The sequence below is a fragment of the Streptomyces roseolilacinus genome, assembly GCF_014649335.1.
GTDB classification, from domain to species: Bacteria; Actinomycetota; Actinomycetes; order Streptomycetales; family Streptomycetaceae; genus Streptomyces; species Streptomyces roseolilacinus.
In genome coordinates this window covers 131,673-147,667 of sequence record NZ_BMSV01000008.1, presented here as the reverse complement: position 1 = coordinate 147,667, position 15,995 = coordinate 131,673, and the positions used below count along the sequence as shown (strand labels likewise).

General features: G+C 76.1%; 15 protein-coding genes and 1 tRNA gene. 6 read left to right on the top strand and 10 right to left on the bottom strand.

Translation table 11 applies throughout. From position 1 onward, the window contains the following. Window positions 1-280 precede the first annotated feature (280 nt). The 3 genes from IE106_RS20485 to IE106_RS20475 all read right to left on the bottom strand — a co-directional run bounded on the left by IE106_RS20485 (window position 281) and on the right by IE106_RS20475 (window position 2,745). Window positions 281-1,348, bottom strand: coding sequence for a hypothetical protein (locus IE106_RS20485; protein WP_189536167.1), 1,068 nt, complete (start codon window positions 1,346-1,348; stop codon window positions 281-283). Between the two features lie 60 nt (window positions 1,349-1,408). Further along, window positions 1,409-1,651 carry a hypothetical protein gene (locus IE106_RS20480; RefSeq protein WP_189536165.1) on the bottom strand — a complete coding sequence of 81 codons (243 nt, stop codon included), beginning with the start codon at window positions 1,649-1,651 and terminating at the stop codon, window positions 1,409-1,411. A gap of 161 nt (window positions 1,652-1,812) precedes the next feature. Beyond that, a complete protein-coding gene (locus tag IE106_RS20475; RefSeq protein ID WP_189536163.1) occupies window positions 1,813-2,745 on the bottom strand; it encodes an alpha/beta fold hydrolase in 933 nt (310 codons plus the stop codon). Window positions 2,746-2,855: 110 nt separating this feature from the next. Between IE106_RS20475 and IE106_RS20470 the strand changes: the two genes are divergently transcribed. The 3 genes from IE106_RS20470 (at window position 2,856) to IE106_RS30455 (ending at window position 5,377) form a co-directional block, all read left to right on the top strand. Further along, window positions 2,856-3,485: a TetR/AcrR family transcriptional regulator gene (locus IE106_RS20470; protein WP_189536161.1), complete on the top strand. Its 630-nt coding sequence runs from the start codon at window positions 2,856-2,858 to the stop codon at window positions 3,483-3,485. Window positions 3,486-3,580: 95 nt separating this feature from the next. Beyond that, a complete protein-coding gene (locus tag IE106_RS20465; RefSeq protein WP_189536158.1) occupies window positions 3,581-4,294 on the top strand; it encodes a hypothetical protein in 714 nt (237 codons plus the stop codon). A 24-nt stretch (window positions 4,295-4,318) separates the two neighbouring features. Beyond that, the gene (locus tag IE106_RS30455) at window positions 4,319-5,377 is read left to right on the top strand and encodes a class I SAM-dependent methyltransferase (protein ID WP_229840631.1); all 1,059 of its coding nucleotides are present in this window, start codon (window positions 4,319-4,321) and stop codon (window positions 5,375-5,377) included. 141 nt (window positions 5,378-5,518) lie between these two features. On the opposite strand, the gene IE106_RS20450 is transcribed toward IE106_RS30455, so the two are convergent. Beyond that, the gene (locus IE106_RS20450) at window positions 5,519-5,965 is read right to left on the bottom strand and encodes a cupin domain-containing protein (protein WP_189536155.1); all 447 of its coding nucleotides are present in this window, start codon (window positions 5,963-5,965) and stop codon (window positions 5,519-5,521) included. 52 nt (window positions 5,966-6,017) lie between these two features. Here IE106_RS20450 and IE106_RS20445 point away from each other — a divergent pair, with 52 nt between their 5' ends. After that, window positions 6,018-7,046, top strand: coding sequence for a GlxA family transcriptional regulator (locus IE106_RS20445; RefSeq protein WP_189536153.1), 1,029 nt, complete (start codon window positions 6,018-6,020; stop codon window positions 7,044-7,046). A gap of 194 nt (window positions 7,047-7,240) precedes the next feature. On the opposite strand, the gene IE106_RS20440 is transcribed toward IE106_RS20445, so the two are convergent. Continuing rightward, a tRNA-Leu gene (locus IE106_RS20440) sits at window positions 7,241-7,325 on the bottom strand. Window positions 7,326-7,468: 143 nt separating this feature from the next. Continuing rightward, complete coding sequence (locus IE106_RS20435) at window positions 7,469-8,413, bottom strand: beta-ketoacyl-ACP synthase III (protein WP_189536151.1); 945 nt, start codon at window positions 8,411-8,413, stop codon at window positions 7,469-7,471. 211 nt (window positions 8,414-8,624) lie between these two features. Here IE106_RS20435 and fdhD point away from each other — a divergent pair, with 211 nt between their 5' ends. Continuing rightward, the gene (gene fdhD, locus IE106_RS20430; protein ID WP_189536149.1) at window positions 8,625-9,479 is read left to right on the top strand and encodes a formate dehydrogenase accessory sulfurtransferase FdhD; all 855 of its coding nucleotides are present in this window, start codon (window positions 8,625-8,627) and stop codon (window positions 9,477-9,479) included. Window positions 9,480-9,561: 82 nt separating this feature from the next. On the opposite strand, the gene IE106_RS20425 is transcribed toward fdhD, so the two are convergent. After that, window positions 9,562-9,951 (bottom strand): (2Fe-2S) ferredoxin domain-containing protein, encoded by a 390-nt coding sequence (locus IE106_RS20425; protein ID WP_373295967.1) that lies wholly within the window; start codon window positions 9,949-9,951, stop codon window positions 9,562-9,564. 842 nt (window positions 9,952-10,793) lie between these two features. Here IE106_RS20425 and IE106_RS20415 point away from each other — a divergent pair. Then, window positions 10,794-12,617 (top strand): AMP-dependent synthetase/ligase, encoded by a 1,824-nt coding sequence (locus IE106_RS20415; protein WP_189536143.1) that lies wholly within the window; start codon window positions 10,794-10,796, stop codon window positions 12,615-12,617. A gap of 137 nt (window positions 12,618-12,754) precedes the next feature. On the opposite strand, the gene IE106_RS20410 is transcribed toward IE106_RS20415, so the two are convergent. The 3 genes from IE106_RS20410 to IE106_RS20400 all read right to left on the bottom strand — a co-directional run bounded on the left by IE106_RS20410 (window position 12,755) and on the right by IE106_RS20400 (window position 15,924). Continuing rightward, window positions 12,755-13,552, bottom strand: a complete 798-nt coding sequence (locus IE106_RS20410; protein WP_189536141.1) for a hypothetical protein — start codon at window positions 13,550-13,552, stop codon at window positions 12,755-12,757. After that, window positions 13,552-14,835: a VWA domain-containing protein gene (locus IE106_RS20405; RefSeq protein WP_189536139.1), complete on the bottom strand. Its 1,284-nt coding sequence runs from the start codon at window positions 14,833-14,835 to the stop codon at window positions 13,552-13,554. The genes IE106_RS20410 and IE106_RS20405 overlap by 1 nt, the downstream gene beginning before the upstream one ends. Before the next feature lie 234 nt (window positions 14,836-15,069). Then, window positions 15,070-15,924: a class I SAM-dependent methyltransferase gene (locus IE106_RS20400; RefSeq protein WP_189536137.1), complete on the bottom strand. Its 855-nt coding sequence runs from the start codon at window positions 15,922-15,924 to the stop codon at window positions 15,070-15,072. Window positions 15,925-15,995 lie beyond the last annotated feature (71 nt).

Sequence of the window (15,995 nt, the reverse complement as noted above, 5' to 3'; positions counted from 1 at the left end):
TTTCTTATGGTAATTATGCGCGGTGAAAGTTGATCACCAAAGGCGTCGGCCTTTCGGATCCGTCGCCGCGCCCGCCCTCGTGCTCGCGTTCGGCACCCTGCCCCTGACCTTCGACTCCGCCCCCTCCCCCTGGGCTCATCCCGGCGGGCCGCGCACGGCGGTACCGGCCGCGAGCCGGGACATCGCCCTCCGGGACACCACCGACGGGTCCTGCCTCCCCACCAGGGAGCCGGTCGCGGCCATATGAACCGGAGGGGCGGCCCACCGGGCCGTCCCTCCCTCAGCCGAGCCTCCAGCGGTGGAGGCGGCCGGCGTCGTGGGTGAGCCAGGTGCCGTCGCCGAGGGCGGTGACCGCGTTGCCCACCGGACGGGGGTAGCGCAGCCGGCCCAGGGGCCGCAGGGTGTCGGCGGCGAGCAGCCAGTGCGTCGGCTCCAGCGGCCCCCGGGGCGGTACCCAGTCGGCGGTGACGAGGAGGTGCCGCGCGTCGAGCGCGTACACGTGGTCGAAGTCGTCGTCCTCGGGCTCCCACGACAGGTCGTTCAGGTCCAGCACCGCCGCCGCGGACGGGTCGTGGACGTCGTGGAGGGCGAGTTCGTACCGGTCGTCGTCGAGGCTCATGCCCTCGGCGCGGCGCATCGTCACCAGCCGGGACGTGCCGGGGACGAACGCGGCGGCCTCGTGGCGGTCCAGGCCGGCGCCCAGGACGCGCAGGCCGTCGTACGAGGCCTCCAGCCAGCACCCCGCCCAGCCGTACCAGGCCGTCCAGAACGACGCCGCCAGCACCGCCCCGTCGGCGCGCCACCGGAGGGCGACCGCTCCGGACACGGCCGCGACCGGCCGCTCGTCCAGGACGGCGCCGGTCGCCGCGTCCAGGAGGAGCAGGCGGTCCCGGCCGTAGCCGCGCCGGGGCGGGCCGTCGTCGACGAGGACCTCCCGCTCCCGCGCCCCGTCCCCGGGCAGCAACGTGGGCACCGTGACCGCGACGAATCGCCCGCGGGGGCCGGGCGCGGGGGCGCCGGGCGCGCGGGGCGGGCGGTGGCCGCCGTGCCAGGTGTCGTGCGGGACCTCCCAGCGCGTCGTCCCGTCGGCGGTGACGGCCCGCACGCGCGACGCCTCGGCCACCACGAACCCCCCGTCGGCGGCGGGCTCCGCGTGCGCCCCGTCCGGCAGGTCGCACCCGGCGAGGGGCTCCCGCGCACCGGCGAGGAACGCCTCCCGCCCGTACACCTCGACGCGACCGCCCGCCCGGACCGCGAGCCGCCCGCCGGCCACGGCCCGCACCGGGCCGGCCGTGTCGGTCGCGCCCACCGGCACGGCGTCGATCCGTGTGTCCCCCGTCTCCCTCATGTCCGGGATCCTCACACGGCCCGGCGCGGGTCCGCCCGCAGTTTCCGGGCGGGGCGGCCGTCAGGCGCGCGGGGACCAGTGGTACTTGCCGCCGCCGACCCACCGGACGACGGCCGGGTCGTCGAGGTCGACGTGGGCCATCCCCGACGCGTGGGCGAGCCTGATCACGTCGACCATGTCGCGGGCGAGCCCGACGACGTCGCCCCTGACCTCCACCACCCGGTACGGGGGGTCGGCCGGTGCGACGCCGAGGACGACGATCGGGGCGGACTCCGGGGCGCCTTCGGGAAGGTCGTCGCTCATCGCTTCGGGTCTCCTTCGGTACAGGCGGCGGCCTGGGGCGGCAGTCGGACGTATCCGGTCTATCACCTCGGAGGGGACTTCCCGGCGAGGCCGGGGCGGGGACGCCGGCCGATCCGCCCCCTCACCCGCGGCCCCTCACCCCCGGCCCGGCGCCGCCGCGCTCACGCCGTGTGCCGCAGCACCTCCTCCGCCAGCCGGCCGTCCAGCACGGACGGCAGGGTGTGGCCCAGACCGGGCACGGTGACCAGCCGCGCGCCGGGTATCGCGGCGGCGACGGCCTCGCCGTGCGGGAGGGGGAACATCGGGTCCTCGGTGCCGTGGAGCACCAGCGTCGGCACGGTCACCCCGGCGAGGTCCTCGGTGCGCCCGCTGCCGGCCGCACCGGCGAGCGTGTGGTTGAGGGCCGCGGACAGGCTGCGCGCCCGTCCGTACACGCGCGCCTCCATCGTCCGGTACTCGCCCTCGTCGAAGGGCAGGACCGTGCCGTGCAGGACGCGCCAGAGCGGCAGCCGCGCGGCGAGGTACTCCTCCTCGCTCATCCCCTCGGGCGACGGCGCCGAGACCAGCGTCGCCAGCAGTTCCGGCGCCGGCGGCGGGAGTTCGCCCTCCAGGGGCGGCTCCCCCGCCATCGCGCGCCCGATGACGCCCCCCATGTCGGTGCCCAGGGGCGACGAGGCGAGGGCGGTGAGGGTCAGCATCCGGTGGGGGTGGGTGACGGCGAGCCGCTGGGCGATGACGCCGCCGAGGGAGGCGCCCACGAAGTGCGCCCGGTCGACGCCGAGGGCGTCGAGCACGGCGAGCGCGTCCGCCGCCATGTCGGCGACCGTGTACGGGTGGGTGGCGAAGTCGACGGTGGAGGAGCGGCCCGCGTCCCGGTGGTCGTACCGGATGACGCGGCGGCCCCCGGCCACGAGCCGCGCGACGAACCCGTCGTTCCACTGCACGCCCTGGGCGCCGGCGCCCATCAGCAGCAGCACCGCCGGGTGCGCCGGGTCCCCGAACTCCTCGGTCCAGAGCCGGAGGTCCCCGGAGGGCACCATGCGCTCGACCCCTGCGAAGCGGTCCTTCTCGGTCCCGCACTCATTTTCCTGCATGACTGTTCAAACTAATGAGGTCGTGGAGGCGGCCGCCACCGATTTCCGGCCGGATGGCGGCCCCCGGACACGGCTGGACGGGGGGAGGGCGCCCCGGCACCCTGTTCCGCATGGCAGGGGTCAAGGGGCAGGTGCAGAAGCGGGGCGCGGAGCGGCGCCGCGCGTTGGTCGACGCGGCGATCACACTGTTCGCGCGCAACGGCGTGCGCGGTACGGGCGTCGCCGCCGTCGCCGAGCGCGCCGGTGTCACGCCGTCCGCCCTGATCCACCACTTCGGCAGCAAGGACGGCCTGCTGCGCGCCGTCCTGGAGGAGCTGGACCGGCGGGCCCTGGAGCGGCTGTCGGCGACGCCCGAGGCGCGGCCCACCGTCCGCCAGGCGTTCGACTGGTTCGTGCGGGACGCGGAGCACACGGCCGCCGCGGAGCGCGAGCTGGCCGCGCTGCACCTCACCCTGACCGCGGAGAGCCTGGAGCCGGGATCGGTGCTGCACGCCTGGTTCCGGGACCGCGGCAGGGCGCTGCGGGCGAGGCTCGCGGACGTGTTCCGGCGGGCTGTCGCGGACGGTTCGGCCCGCGCGGACCTGCCGGTCGAGGCGCTCGCGGCGGAGGCGGCCGCGTTCCTGGAGGGCGTCCACCTGCTGTGGCTGCTGGACCCCGGGAAGGTGGACCTCGTCGCCGTGAACCGGGGGTACTTCGACGCGCTCGCGGCCCGGATCGAACCCCCCGCGCCCGGGCGCTGAGGGCCGCGCCCGGCCCCGCGCGCACCGGCCCCGCCGCCCGCGGGCGCGCCCCCGCCGACGGGCATAGCCTGGAGACGACGGACGGAGGTGGCGCCATGTCGCACGAGCGGACCGACGGGCACACGGACCAGGTGACGGGGGGCGCGGAACCGGCCGGCCGGCAGGCCTCCGCACCGGACGCGGAGCCGCGGCCGCTGTCTCCGACCGCGGACCGCGACCTGTTCGCCGACCGGGCCCCGCTGGGCCTCGTCCGGCTCTTCGAGGCGTCGGTGCCGCTCGTCCTGGACGGGGAGCCCGTCGAGGACGAGGAGCGCATGCACGCCGACCTCGCCGGCCCCCTGCACCTGACCCCGCTCGGGCGCGGCGCCGACACGGTGCTGGGCGCGTTCACCGACCGGGCGGCGATGCTGGAGGCGGCGCGCCGGGAGGACGACGCGGACGAGGAGGTGTCCCCGGAGCGGCTGGAACGGGCGCGGGCCTCCTTCGAGCACATCTGCACGAGCAACCCGAGCGTCCTGCCCGCCCGCGTGTGCTTCTTCGAGGACGCCGGCGAGCAGGGCGACGCGAAGTGCCTCGACCCCGGCCTGGGGTACCCGAACCTGAGCCGGGTGCGCCGCGGCTTCCTCTCCACGCAGAACTGGAACGACGTGATCTCGTCGCTGAGCTGGTGCCGTTTCGACGTGTCGCTGTTCGACGCCTTCGACTGGCAGGGCAACGAGTTCTTCGCGCGCAAGGGCTGCAACAACCCGGACCTGGCCCGCTTCGGCTGGGGCGACCGCGCCGCGTCGATCGCCAACTGGGGGACGTGACGCCACCGCGGGTACGGTACGCGCATGACGGATGACGACGCGTCAGAGGCCCGGTACGGGTCCGTCCCGCCGGTCGTGCGCGCGGTGTACGGACCGGACGACCTCGGTTCCGTCCCGGTGTTCCGGGGCGGTTTCATCAACTTCGGCTGCTGGGACGGGATCCCACTGGACGGCCCGCTCACCGCGGAGGACCGCGAGCGCAGCGAGCGGCAGCTGTACCGGCGGGTGCTGGACGCACTGGACGGCGGCGGGCGGCGCCTGCCGGACGGTGGTGACGGGCGGCTGCCGGATGACGGTGGCGTACGGCCCCCGGACGGTGCCGTCGTACGACTCCCGGACGGCGGCGGGCGACTCCCAGACGGTGACGAACGACAGTCGGACGGTGACCGGCATCCGCCGGACGGTGACGGGCGGCTGCCGGACCACCGTGGCGTACGGCCCCCGGGCGACGCCGGCGGGCGGGGCGGCCGGGCGGTGGAGGTGGGCTGCGGCCTGGGGGTGGGCTGCGCGCTCGCCCTGCGGGAGTACCCGTACGCCTCGGTGACCGGGATGGACATCCACCCCGACCAGCTGGACCGCGCCCGCCGCGCCAACGCGGCCCTGCTGGCCGCGTCACCGGAGCGGTTGCGCCTGGTGCGCGGCGCCGCCGAGCGGATGCCGTTCGGAGCCGCCGAATTCGACTACCTGTACTCGGTGGAGGCCGCCCAGCACTTCTCCGACCTGGACGCCTTCGCGCGGGAGTGCGCCCGTGTGCTGCACCCCGGCGGCCGGACGGCGGTGGCGTCGTTCTTCGTCCCCGGCGACGAGGACCGGCCCGACGCGGCACGCGCGCTCGCCGAACGCCTGGACAGCTTCGCGTCCGGGCTGGACGCGGCGCGCCCGCTGGGGGCGCTGACCGGCGCGCTGACGGCGGCGGGGCTGGTGGACGTGCGGGCGGAGTCGATCGGCGCGTCCGTCTGGCCGGGCCTCGACCGGTACCTGGCGGGGATCGACCTGCCGGTGACGTGGCCCCGCAACTTCCTCGGCGCGTACCGGGACGGACTCCTCGACTACTACCTGGTCACGGCGGCCCGCCCGGCCTGACCGCACACCGCGCCGCCCCGGACGTGTCCGGGACGGCACCCCGTGGCGGCGGGACCCGACCCGATCTCACACGGTGCGCGGCAGCGGTATGCGGCGGCAACGCTCGATCGCGGCACACGGCGGCGGTGCGTGACGGCGGGCTCAGGACCGCCGCGTCCCGTCCGCCCCGTCCACCGCCCCCGCCGCCGTGTGCGGGAGGTCGAGCGCGTGTCCCGTCGTGGCGTCCACGTGGTCGGGGACCTCCTCGTGGCGGTCGCCGACCGACGACGTCCCGGTGGGCTCGAACAGGAGGATCGACGCGCCCCCGGGGGCGTACGGCCGGTGCTCCGTCCCCCGCGGGACGGTGAAGACCGCCCCCCGCGACAGCCGCACCGTGCGCTCCCCCGCCGGTTCGCGCAGCGAGATGCGCAGTTCGCCGTCGAGGACCAGGAAGAACTCGTCGGTGTCGTCGTGGGCGTGCCATACGTGCTCGCCCGCCACCTTGGCGACGCGTACGTCGTAGTCGTTGACGTGGGTGACGACGCGGGGGCTCCACAGCGCGTCGAAGGAGGCCAGGGCCTGGGTCAGGTCGATGGGTTCGTTGCTCACGGGAGGATCCTCGCGGGTCGGGCGCGGCCCGCGGGAGTGCTAGGAATCGCACATGACGCAAGATTCCTCTCACGCGGCTCCGGTCGGGCGGCCCCACCGGGTCGTCGTGATCGTGGACGAGAACTCGAACCCCTTCGAGCTGGGCTGCGCGACCGAGGTCTTCGGCCTGCGCAGACCGGAACTGGGGCGCGACCTGTACGACTTCCGCCTGTGTTCGCCGGAGCCGGAGACCTCGATGCGGGACGGCTTCTTCACCCTCGCGGGCGTCGCCGGTCTGGAGGCGGCCGAGTCGGCGGACACCCTGATCGTCCCCAACCGGCCCGACGTGGAGGTGCCCCGCCGCCCCGCCGTGCTGGACGCGGTCCGGCAGGCGCACGCGCGCGGGGCGCGGCTCGTCGGGTTCTGCAGCGGCGCCTTCACGCTCGCCGAGGCGGGGGTCCTCGACGGGCGCCGGGCCACCGCCCACTGGCAGTGGGCGGACGCCTTCCGGGCCCGTTTCCCCGCCGTCCGGCTGGAGGAGGACGTGCTGTTCGTGGACGACGGGGACGTCCTCACCGCCGCGGGCAGCGCGGCCGCCCTCGACCTCGGGCTGCACGTCGTCCGCCGGGACCACGGCGCGGAGGTCGCCAACTCCGTCAGCCGGCGCCTGGTCTTCGCGGCGCACCGGGACGGCGGGCAGCGGCAGTTCATCGAGCGGCCCGTGCCCGACGTACCGAACGAGTCGCTGGCGTCCGTCCTGGCCTGGGCGCAGGAGCGGCTGGACGCGCCGCTGACCGTGTCCGCCCTGGCGGCACGCGCCTCGGTCAGTCCGGCGACGCTGCACCGCCGGTTCCGGGCGCAGCTGGGCACGACGCCGCTCGCGTGGCTTACGCGGGAGCGTCTCGCCCTGGCCTGCCGGCTGATCGAGCGGGGCGAGGCGCGGTTCGAGGTGGTCGCCCGGCGCAGCGGGCTGGGCACCGCCGCCAACCTGCGCACCCTGATGCGCCGCGAGACGGGACTGGCTCCGTCCGCGTACCGGCGGCGGTTCGGCCCGGAGGCCGCCACCGGCACCGCTCCGGCCGGCCGGTCGCCGGGACCGTGACACGGCGAGCGGCGAGCCGCGATGGGGAACGGGCCCGGAAGGGTGGGCGAGGAGGGGCGCGCGGCAGGGCCGTGCGGGAGGGGCTCGGCCGCCCCGTCACGGGGGGGGCGGCCGGGGCCTTGGGCGGCGGGGGCGGTCGGGGGCCCCATGACGAAAGCGCCGGCCGGATGATCCGGTCGACGCTTCGTCGTGAGTGTCCGAGGGGGGACTTGAACCCCCACGCCCGATAAAGGGCACTAGCACCTCAAGCTAGCGCGTCTGCCATTCCGCCACCCGGACAAGGTGTCTGTCGCTCCGGGGTGTTCCCCGCGGCGACATGGATAACTCTACCAGGGGTTCGAGGTGCCCTTCACCCTCATATCCCGTGGTCAGGCGGGGTGCCCGGCCGGTTCCGGGGGCGTCACGCAGTGTGAGGGGCGGTCTTACGGGGTGCGGACCACCTGGCCCGCGTACGACAGGTTGCCGCCGAAGCCGAAGAGGAGGGCCGGCGAGCCCGGGGGGAGGTCGCCGCGGGCCACGAGCTTCGACAGGGCCATCGGGATGGACGCGGCCGACGTGTTGCCGGACTCCGTGACGTCGCGGGCGACGACCGCGTTGACCGCGCCGATGCGCTGGGCGAGGGGCTCGATGATGCGGAGGTTCGCCTGGTGGAGGACGACCGCCGCCAGGTCCTCCGGGGCGATGCCGGCGCGCTCGCAGACGCGGCGGGCGATGGGCGGGAGCTGGGTGGTGGCCCAGCGGTAGACGGTCTGGCCCTCCTGGGCGAAGCGGGGCGGGGTGCCCTCGATGCGGACCGCGTGGCCCATCTCGGGGACGGAGCCCCACACGACCGGGCTGATGCCGGGGACGCCGTCCGGGGCGGCCTCCACGACGGCCGCGCCGGCGCCGTCGCCGACCAGGACGCAGGTCGTGCGGTCCGTCCAGTCGGTGATCTCGGTCATCTTGTCCGCGCCGATGACCAGGGCCCGGCGCGCCGAACCGGCCCGCACGGCGTGGTCGGCGGTGGCCAGGGCGTGGGTGAAGCCGGCGCACACGACGTTCAGGTCCAGCGTGGCCGGGGAGGCCATGGCGAGGCGGGCGGCCACGCGGGCGGCGGTGTTCGGGGAGCGGTCGATCGCGGTGGACGTGGCGACGACGACCAGGTCGATGTCGGTGGACGCCAGGCCGGCGGAGGCGAGGGCCTTCGCGGCCGCGTGGGCGGCCATCTCGTCGACCGGTTCGTCCGGTCCGGCGACGTGGCGGGTGCGGATGCCGACACGGCTGCGGATCCACTCGTCGCTGGTGTCGACCAGCGCGGCCAGGTCGTCGTTGGTGAGCACCTTGGCGGGCTGGTAATGCCCGAGCGCGGCGATACGAGTGCCCGTCATGCTCGGGGACCCCCTCGGCTGGTTGGTTCGTGATGGTAAGGAATCCCCCAGTCTGGTCAGCGACTCACCGGTAACCCGTCACGTGATCCCACAGCATTCCCGCCCGTCCCTTGGAGGGTCCGCCACATCACCGCCGGTCGGCTCGCCGGACGCGCCGTGGACGACAATGGCCTTCGGAAGCGCTACGGCCACGGCGAGGGGACGGGGAGACATGGGACGGGTCACGGAACGGCGGCGCGTCATCCGGGTGCGGGACGGGGCCGTGTCCGCCCGGCCCGACACCCTCGTCGCCGAGGAGCCGCTGGAGATCCGGATGAACGGCAAACCCCTCGCCGTCACCATGCGCACGCCCGGCGACGACTTCGCGCTCGCCGCCGGGTTCCTGGTCAGCGAGGGCGTCCTCGGCGCGGCGGAGGACGTGCGGAACATCGTGTACTGCGCGGGCGCCCGCGACGACGGCGGCAACACGTACAACGTCGTGGACGTGCAGCTCGCCCCGGGCGTACCGGTGCCCGACATCACGCTGGAGCGGAACGTCTACACCACCTCCTCGTGCGGTCTGTGCGGCAAGGCCAGCCTGGACGCGGTGCGCACCACCACCCGGTTCGCGCCGGCCGACGGCCCGCCGGTACGGGTCGGAGTGGACGTGCTGGCCGCGCTGCCCGACCGGCTGCGTGCCGCGCAGCAGGTGTTCGAGCGGACCGGCGGGCTGCACGCGGCGGCGCTGTTCTCCGCGTCGGGCGAGCTGCTCGACGTGCGGGAGGACGTGGGGCGGCACAACGCCGTCGACAAGGTGGTCGGGCGGGCCCTGCGGGAGGGGCGGCTGCCGCTGGGCCAGGCGGTGCTGATGGTGTCCGGGCGGGCGTCGTTCGAGCTGGCGCAGAAGGCGGTGATGGCGGGGGTGCCGGTGCTGGCGGCGGTCTCCGCGCCGTCGTCGCTCGCCGTGGACCTGGCCGCCGAGACGGGGCTGACGCTGGTGGGGTTCCTGCGGGGCGGTTCGATGAACGTGTACGCCGGGGAGCACCGCCTCCTGGACGCGGACGGCGCCCCGCTGGCCGCTCACTGAGGGGGCCGGGCGGGCGCTCGGGAGGGGCCGGGTGGGCGGTGTGCGAGGGGGCCCGGCGGGCACGCTCGGGGAGGGCGGGGCGTCAGCGGGCCCGGCGGCGGGCCTCCGACGGCGGGTCGATCATCTGGAGGGCGAGCGTCGCCGGCGGCTCGGCCATCCCCGGGCCGCCCGCCTCCACCCAGGCAAGGACGTCGTCCAGGCAGTCGTCGTCCAGCGCCCAGCCGATCCACGCGGCGCGGGCGCCGCGGCTCCGGGCCTCGGTGGAGGGCTGGACGACCATGACGTTGGCCTGGCCGCACGGGCCGAGGCAGTCGCTCGTACGGACGGCCAGCCTGCCGCCGGACGCCGCCGCGGCCTGCCGCAGCCGCTCCAGCTGACCCGCGTGGTCGGTCCCGGGGTTCTTGCGCGCGTCGCCGCAGCAGCAGCCCCGGCAGACGACGAGCGAGCACGGCCGGGACGCTCCGGGGCGCATCCAGCCGCGCGTCACCGCACACCGCCCGGGCGGGAGGGCGGGGGGACGGGGCACGGGCCGGGGACGGGCGCGGAGGCGCGGGCCGGGGCGGGTGTCGCGGGTGCGGGCATGGCTCTCACCGTAGCCGCCGTGATCTTGGCCGGTCGGGGCGGGTGCGCGCCGGACGGCGGCGGGCGGCTCGGGGCGGTGGCCGGGCGACCGGCACGGCGGCTGCGTCGCCGGCGTGGTGGGGGCTGCCCGGCGTGGTGGGGGCTGCCCGGCGTGGTGGGGGCGGCCTGCGCGGTGGGGGCTGCCCGGCGTGGTGGGGGCTGCCGGCACGACGGAGGGGTGCCCGCCCGGATGCGAGGGGTGCCCGCCCGGCGCCGGGGGCGGCCGGTGGGGTGGCGGGTCGCGGGGGCGCGTTCGCGGTGGTGCGGGGGCTCGGTGGGGCGGGCCCGGCGGGTCGGGAGCGGTACGGGTTGGCCCGGCGGGTCCGGGGGTACGAGGGTGACCCGGTGGCACGGGACGACCGGCGCGCTCGGGGCCCGGAGCGCGGGGCCCACGGCGCGGGCGGTCCCGGTCCGGTGGCCGTCCCCTTCCTCCCGTACGGTCGCGGCGCCCCGCCACCGGCGCTCTTCGGCCACCCCCGCTGTGGTCGGCCCGTACAGATTCGGTGGAGATTCCCGACGCCGCTCCTGACCCGCCGGTCAGTAACGGGCGGCCCCCCGTCCCCGTGACCATGCGCTGACCGGTCTGACCAGTGGCAATGTCGTTTGTCCGGACTTTAGGAAGAGTCTCCCGCGCCAACTCTCCGTACGGTACGGTCACCCTCCGCTGTGCTGAGCGCCACAAGGAGCAGGCCATTGCGCGAGTTGACAGTCCCGCCCCTGGCGGCGGCTCCGCTGGTCGGCGGCCTGGCCGACGTCGTGTTCGACCACGCCGCGAGTGATCCGGACCGGGTCGCCCTGGGCCGGAAGGACGCGTCCGGGACGTGGGGCGACGTCACCTCCCGGCAGTTCCGGGACGAGGTGCTGGCCCTCGCGAAGGGTCTGCTCGCGCGGGGCGTGCGGTTCGGGGACCGGGTCGCGATCATGTCCCGCACCCGCTACGAGTGGACGCTGTTCGACTTCGCGCTGTGGACCGTGGGCGCGCAGCCCGTGCCGGTGTACCCGACGTCCTCCGCCGACCAGGTGCACTGGATGCTGCACGACGCGGGCGTCAGCGCGTGCGTCGTCGAGCACGAGGACCACGCGATGACGGTCGGGTCGGTCGTCGACCGCCTGCCCCTTCTGAAGCAGCTGTGGCAGCTCGACACCGGGGTGGTCGACGAACTCGTCCGGGCGGGGGCGCGGATCGACGACGAGGTGGTGCACCGGCACCGGCGCGCGGTCACCCCGGAGTCCGTCGCCACCGTCATCTACACGTCCGGGACGACCGGGCGCCCCAAGGGGTGCGTGCTGACGCACGGGAACTTCATGTTCGAGTCGGACACGCTCCTGCACCGCTGGGAGCCGGTGTTCCGCTCCAGGCCCGGCGAGGAGGCGTCGACGCTGCTGTTCCTGCCGCTCGCCCACGTCTTCGGCCGCATGGTGGGGGTCGCGGCGGTGCGGGGCCGGGTGAAGCTGGGCCACCAGCCGCTGCTGTCGGCGGGCGCGCTGCTGCCCGACCTGGCGGCGTTCCGGCCGACGTTCGTGCTCGCGGTGCCGTACGTCTTCGAGAAGGTCTTCGACGCGGCGCGGCGGCGCGCGGAGGCCGAGGGGAGGGCCGGAGCCTTCGACCGTGCGGTCGAGGTGGCCGTGCGGTACGCGGAGGCCCAGGAGGACCGGGACTTCGGCCTGGGCCCGGGGCCTTCGGCGGCGCTGCGGGTGCAGCACCAGTTCTTCGAGAAGGTCGTGTACGGGAAGGTGCGCGAGGCGTTGGGGGGCCGGGTCCGGCACGCCATGTCGGGCGGCTCGGCGATGGACCGGCGGATGGGCCTGTTCTTCGCGGGCGCGGGCGTGACCGTGTACGAGGGGTACGGGTTGACGGAGACCACGTCGGCGGCGACCGCCAACCCGCCGGAGCGGACCAGGTACGGCACGGTGGGGCAGCCCGTACCGGGCACGTCGGTGCGGATCGCGGAGGACGGGGAGGTGTGGCTGCGCGGCCCGCACGTCTTCTCCGGGTACCTCAACGACCCGGCCGCCGGCGAGGCGGTGCTGCGCGACGGGTGGCTCGCCACCGGGGACCTGGGGTCGCTCGACGAGGACGGCTACCTGACCATCACCGGGCGGAAGAAGGAGATCCTGGTGACGACCAGCGGCAAGAGCGTCTCGCCGCTCGCCCTGGAGGACCGCGTGCGGTCCCATCCGCTGGTCGCGCAGTGCGTCGTGGTCGGCAACAACCGGCCGTACATCGCGGCGCTGATCACCCTCGACCAGGAGGCGGTCGACCACTGGCTCGCGATGCAGGGCCGGGCGACGCTGCAGACGGCCGAACTGGTCCGCGACCCGGCGCTGGAGAGGGAGATCCGCCGGGCGGTCGTCGCCGCCAACACGCTCGTGTCGCACGCCGAGTCGATCCGCACCTTCCGCATCCTGGCGCACCCGTTCAGCGAGGAGCACGGCCTGCTGACCCCGTCGCTGAAGCTGAAGCGGCGCGCGATCGAGACGGTGTACGCGGCGGAGGTCGAGGCGCTGTACCACTGACGCCCGGCGCGACGGCCCCGCGTGAGGGTCCGGCGCGAACGGTCCCGTACGGGCGGTGCGGGCGGTGCGGTGCGGGCGGCCCCGTGCGGGCGGTGCGGTGGCCGGGCCTCGTGGGCCCGGCCACCGCGTCCGCCCGGTCACGGCCTGCCGGGCACTCCCGCCGGGCGGCCGCCGCCGCGGGTCAGGGAGTGGCCCCAGACCCCGGCGAGGGCGGCGAGCACGGCGCCGCCCGCCGTCCACAGCCAGCGCGTCGACCACCAGCCGGACGACCAGCCGTCCTCCGGTTCCACGGTCGCCGACGACCCCTGGACGAGGGGCTGCGCCAGGCTGCCGTCCACGTCCGCGGCGGCGCCCACGGCGTCGGCGGAGACGTCCAGCGCCGCGTCGAAGGGCAGGCCGACGTCGGCCGCGGCGAGGCGCACGGCGGTCAGCCGGACGTAGTAGGCGCCGGGCAGCGGATCGTTCGACCACGGCTCCGCCCAGCCCCGGACCGTGCGCAGGTGGCAGGTGAGCGTGACCGTGCGGGCGTCCGCCGCGAGGGTGCGGGAGTCGCTGCCGTGGCGGCACGCCTGGCGGCGGCGCAGCCCGTCGTACACGTCGATCCGCCAGGTGCTGCCCGCCCCGCGGGCGGACGACTCGGGCAGGGTGACCGCGGCGCGGACGGTCGCCCGGTCCCCGGCGTCGGCGGGGAACTGCCAGTACAGGTAGTCACCCGTCGACGCCCGGGCCGTGGCGCGCTGGCCGGGGCGGACGGCGGTGGCGGCACGGAACGACGTGCCGGCCTCGGTCGGCGCGGGCGGCTCGCCGTCCGACGCGGCCGGGGCGGGCGTGGGGCTCGCGGCCGCCGCCGTGCCCGGGGCGATCAGGCCCAGCAGGGCGGCCCCGGCGAGCAGGGCGGCGGCGATCGCGGTCCGCGGTGTCCGTACGGTACGCATCAGTTGGTCCTCCAGACGGTGACGCGCCAGCGCGAGATCCAGCCCCACAGCAGGCCGGCGAGGAAGCCGACGAGCGTCAGCGTGCCGAGCAGCCACCAGCCGCGGCCGAGGCCGAGGAAGGCGGGGTCGCCGGCCTCGTCAGGGCCGTCGACGACGGCGACGCTCAGTTCGACGGGCAGGCCCGGCGTGGTCTTGACGCCGGCCGGCGCGGAGAAGGAGTTGCTGACGCGCAGGCAGACCGTCTCGGCGGCGGGCTTGCCGTCGTCGGTGTCGGCGTCGTCGACGTCGGGCCGGGGGTAGCGCAGGCCCGTCGACATGACGTCGGTACGGCCGTCACCGGCGGCCTCGCCGCGCACGATCTCCCGGCCGGCCAGGGTCGACGCCCGCAGCAGGACGCCGTGGTCGCGGTGGACGGGGCGGTCGGCGGCGACGCTCACCGCGGCGCGCAGCTCCTGGCCGGGCAGCACCTCGACGCGGTACCAGCGGTGCTGGCCGAACACCTCGCGGTCGGTGTAGAGGCCGGGCCGCAGGAGGGGGGCCTCGGCGCACCGGTCGGCGCCCTCGGTGGCGACGGGGGTGAGGACGGGCTTCGCGGCGCGGTCGACCAACTGGCTTACTCTCGACGACAGTTCGTCGGTGTGCTGGACCGAGGTGTAGGTGCCGCCGGTGGCCTCCGCGATGCAGACGAGCTGGGCGCGGGTCTTGGCGTCCGGGACGAGGCCGAGGGTGTCGATGGTGAGGTGGATGCCCTTGGCGGCTATCTCCCGCGCGACCACGCAGGGGTCGAGGGGGGCGCAGGTGTCCTCGCCGTCGGTGATGAGGACGATCCTGCGGGTGGCGTCGCCGCCCTCCAGGTCCTCGGCGGCGCCGAGCAGCGCGGGGCCGATGGGCGTCCAGCCGGTCGGGGTCAGCGTCGCCACGGCGGCCTTGGCCTCGGTGCGGTCCAGCGGGCCCACGGGGTAGAGCTGCCGGGTGTCCTTGCAGCCCGTCTTGCGGTCCTTTCCGGGGTAGTCGGCGCCGAGGGTGCGGATGCCGAGCCGGACCTCGGCGGGGACGGCGTCGAGGACCTCGTTGAACGCCTGCTTCGCCGCGGCCATCCGGGACTGCCCGTCGATGTCGCGGGCCCGCATGGACCCGCTGACGTCCAGCACCAGTTCGACCTTGGGTGCTTCCTTCGCGGCGGGTTCGCCGGCGTCGGCCCGGGCGGCCACCGGGGAGAGGCCGCCCGTCAGGGTGACCAGCAGGCCGCACAACCCGGCCGCCAATCGCTTTCGTGTGATCATCGCCGGATCATAGTGAGGGCGCGGAGCCGTCCCCAACTCGCCCGCGCGGCACCCCCTGTGCGGCCGTCCACCGCGTGACGGGCACGGGCGGGGCGGGGTCGGCGACGGCCTGCCGCACGGTGCGGCGGCCGGGCGGCAGCCGTACGGGGACGCGGGCCGGCGGTCCCGGACGGACGGCGGCGGGGCCGCCCGTCCGGGCGCCGCCGGGAGGTGCGGCGGGCGGGGTGCGGGCCGTCAGGAGGCGCGGCGGGCGGTGTGCACGGTGCGGGCCGTGAGGAGGTAGGGGTCGGGGCGGTGGTGGAGGCCGGCGGGGTCGTCCGGGTCGAGCAGCCGGTCGAGGGTGGCGAGGTCCTCGGCGGGGAGCCGGTCGGCGAGGCCGGTGCGGGTGCGGGTGAACACCTCGACGATGTGCTCGCGCACGGCGGCGGGCACGGGCGCGGGGACGTCCAGCAGGAACGTGCGCGTCCCGGCCGGGACGAGCCCCGCGGCGGTGAGCAGCGCCGGCCAGTCCTCCGTCTCCTCGCGGGCACCGGGCAGCGCGGCCCGCATCTCGCCGAACCAGCCGGCGGACGCGGCCTCGACGCGGGCCTCCAGACCGGGCCGGCCGATGCCGATGTCGCGGGGCAGGTGCCGCGCCGCCAGCCCGCCCTCCGCCAGGGCGAGCATCCCGCCGGGGCGCAGCCGGCGGGCGAGGCCCGCGAGGGCGGCCCGCTGGTCGCCGATGTGGTGGACGGACTCCCCCGCCCAGACCAGGTCCGCCTCGCCCAGTTCGTCGACGGCGGCGGGCAGTTCGGCGAGCCGCGTGGTGATGCGGCCGCCGAGGTCGGCGTTGCGTTCCCGGGCGCGCTCCAGCAGCTCGGGCGTCGCGTCGACGGCGACGACCTCCGCGTACGGGAACGCGTCGGCGAGGATGCGGGACAGCACGCCGGGGCCGCTGCCGACGTCGAGGATCCGCCGGGTGGCGCCCATCGGCAGCAGGTCGGTGAGCCAGGCCGCCGCCTGCCGGTACAGCGGGGTGCGCAGCTCGGCGCCGCGTTCCAGCAGCGGCAGCATCGTGGGCCAGTCCATGTGGGTGTGGTCGTGCGTCATGGTGACAGGGTGCGGGCCGGGGCCGCCGGCGGCGAGGAAGCGTGCCGGTCCGGCAACTTCCCGGCGCACGC

Bases quoted from the DNA above. Each gene is read 5' to 3' on its own strand.
- IE106_RS20485 (WP_189536167.1), bottom strand. From the start codon at position 1,348: ATGAGGGAGACGGGGGACACACGGATCGACGCCGTGCCGGTGGGCGCG.
- IE106_RS20480 (WP_189536165.1), bottom strand. From the start codon at position 1,651: ATGAGCGACGACCTTCCCGAAGGCGCCCCGGAGTCCGCCCCGATCGTC.
- IE106_RS20475 (WP_189536163.1), bottom strand. From the start codon at position 2,745: ATGCAGGAAAATGAGTGCGGGACCGAGAAGGACCGCTTCGCAGGGGTC.
- IE106_RS20470 (WP_189536161.1), top strand. From the start codon at position 2,856: ATGGCAGGGGTCAAGGGGCAGGTGCAGAAGCGGGGCGCGGAGCGGCGC.
- IE106_RS20465 (WP_189536158.1), top strand. From the start codon at position 3,581: ATGTCGCACGAGCGGACCGACGGGCACACGGACCAGGTGACGGGGGGC.
- IE106_RS30455 (WP_229840631.1), top strand. From the start codon at position 4,319: ATGACGGATGACGACGCGTCAGAGGCCCGGTACGGGTCCGTCCCGCCG.
- IE106_RS20445 (WP_189536153.1), top strand. From the start codon at position 6,018: ATGACGCAAGATTCCTCTCACGCGGCTCCGGTCGGGCGGCCCCACCGG.
- IE106_RS20435 (WP_189536151.1), bottom strand. From the start codon at position 8,413: ATGACGGGCACTCGTATCGCCGCGCTCGGGCATTACCAGCCCGCCAAG.
- fdhD (WP_189536149.1), top strand. From the start codon at position 8,625: ATGGGACGGGTCACGGAACGGCGGCGCGTCATCCGGGTGCGGGACGGG.
- IE106_RS20425 (WP_373295967.1), bottom strand. From the start codon at position 9,951: ATGCGCCCCGGAGCGTCCCGGCCGTGCTCGCTCGTCGTCTGCCGGGGC.
- IE106_RS20410 (WP_189536141.1), bottom strand. From the start codon at position 13,552: ATGCGTACCGTACGGACACCGCGGACCGCGATCGCCGCCGCCCTGCTC.
- IE106_RS20405 (WP_189536139.1), bottom strand. From the start codon at position 14,835: ATGATCACACGAAAGCGATTGGCGGCCGGGTTGTGCGGCCTGCTGGTC.
- IE106_RS20400 (WP_189536137.1), bottom strand. From the start codon at position 15,924: ATGACGCACGACCACACCCACATGGACTGGCCCACGATGCTGCCGCTG.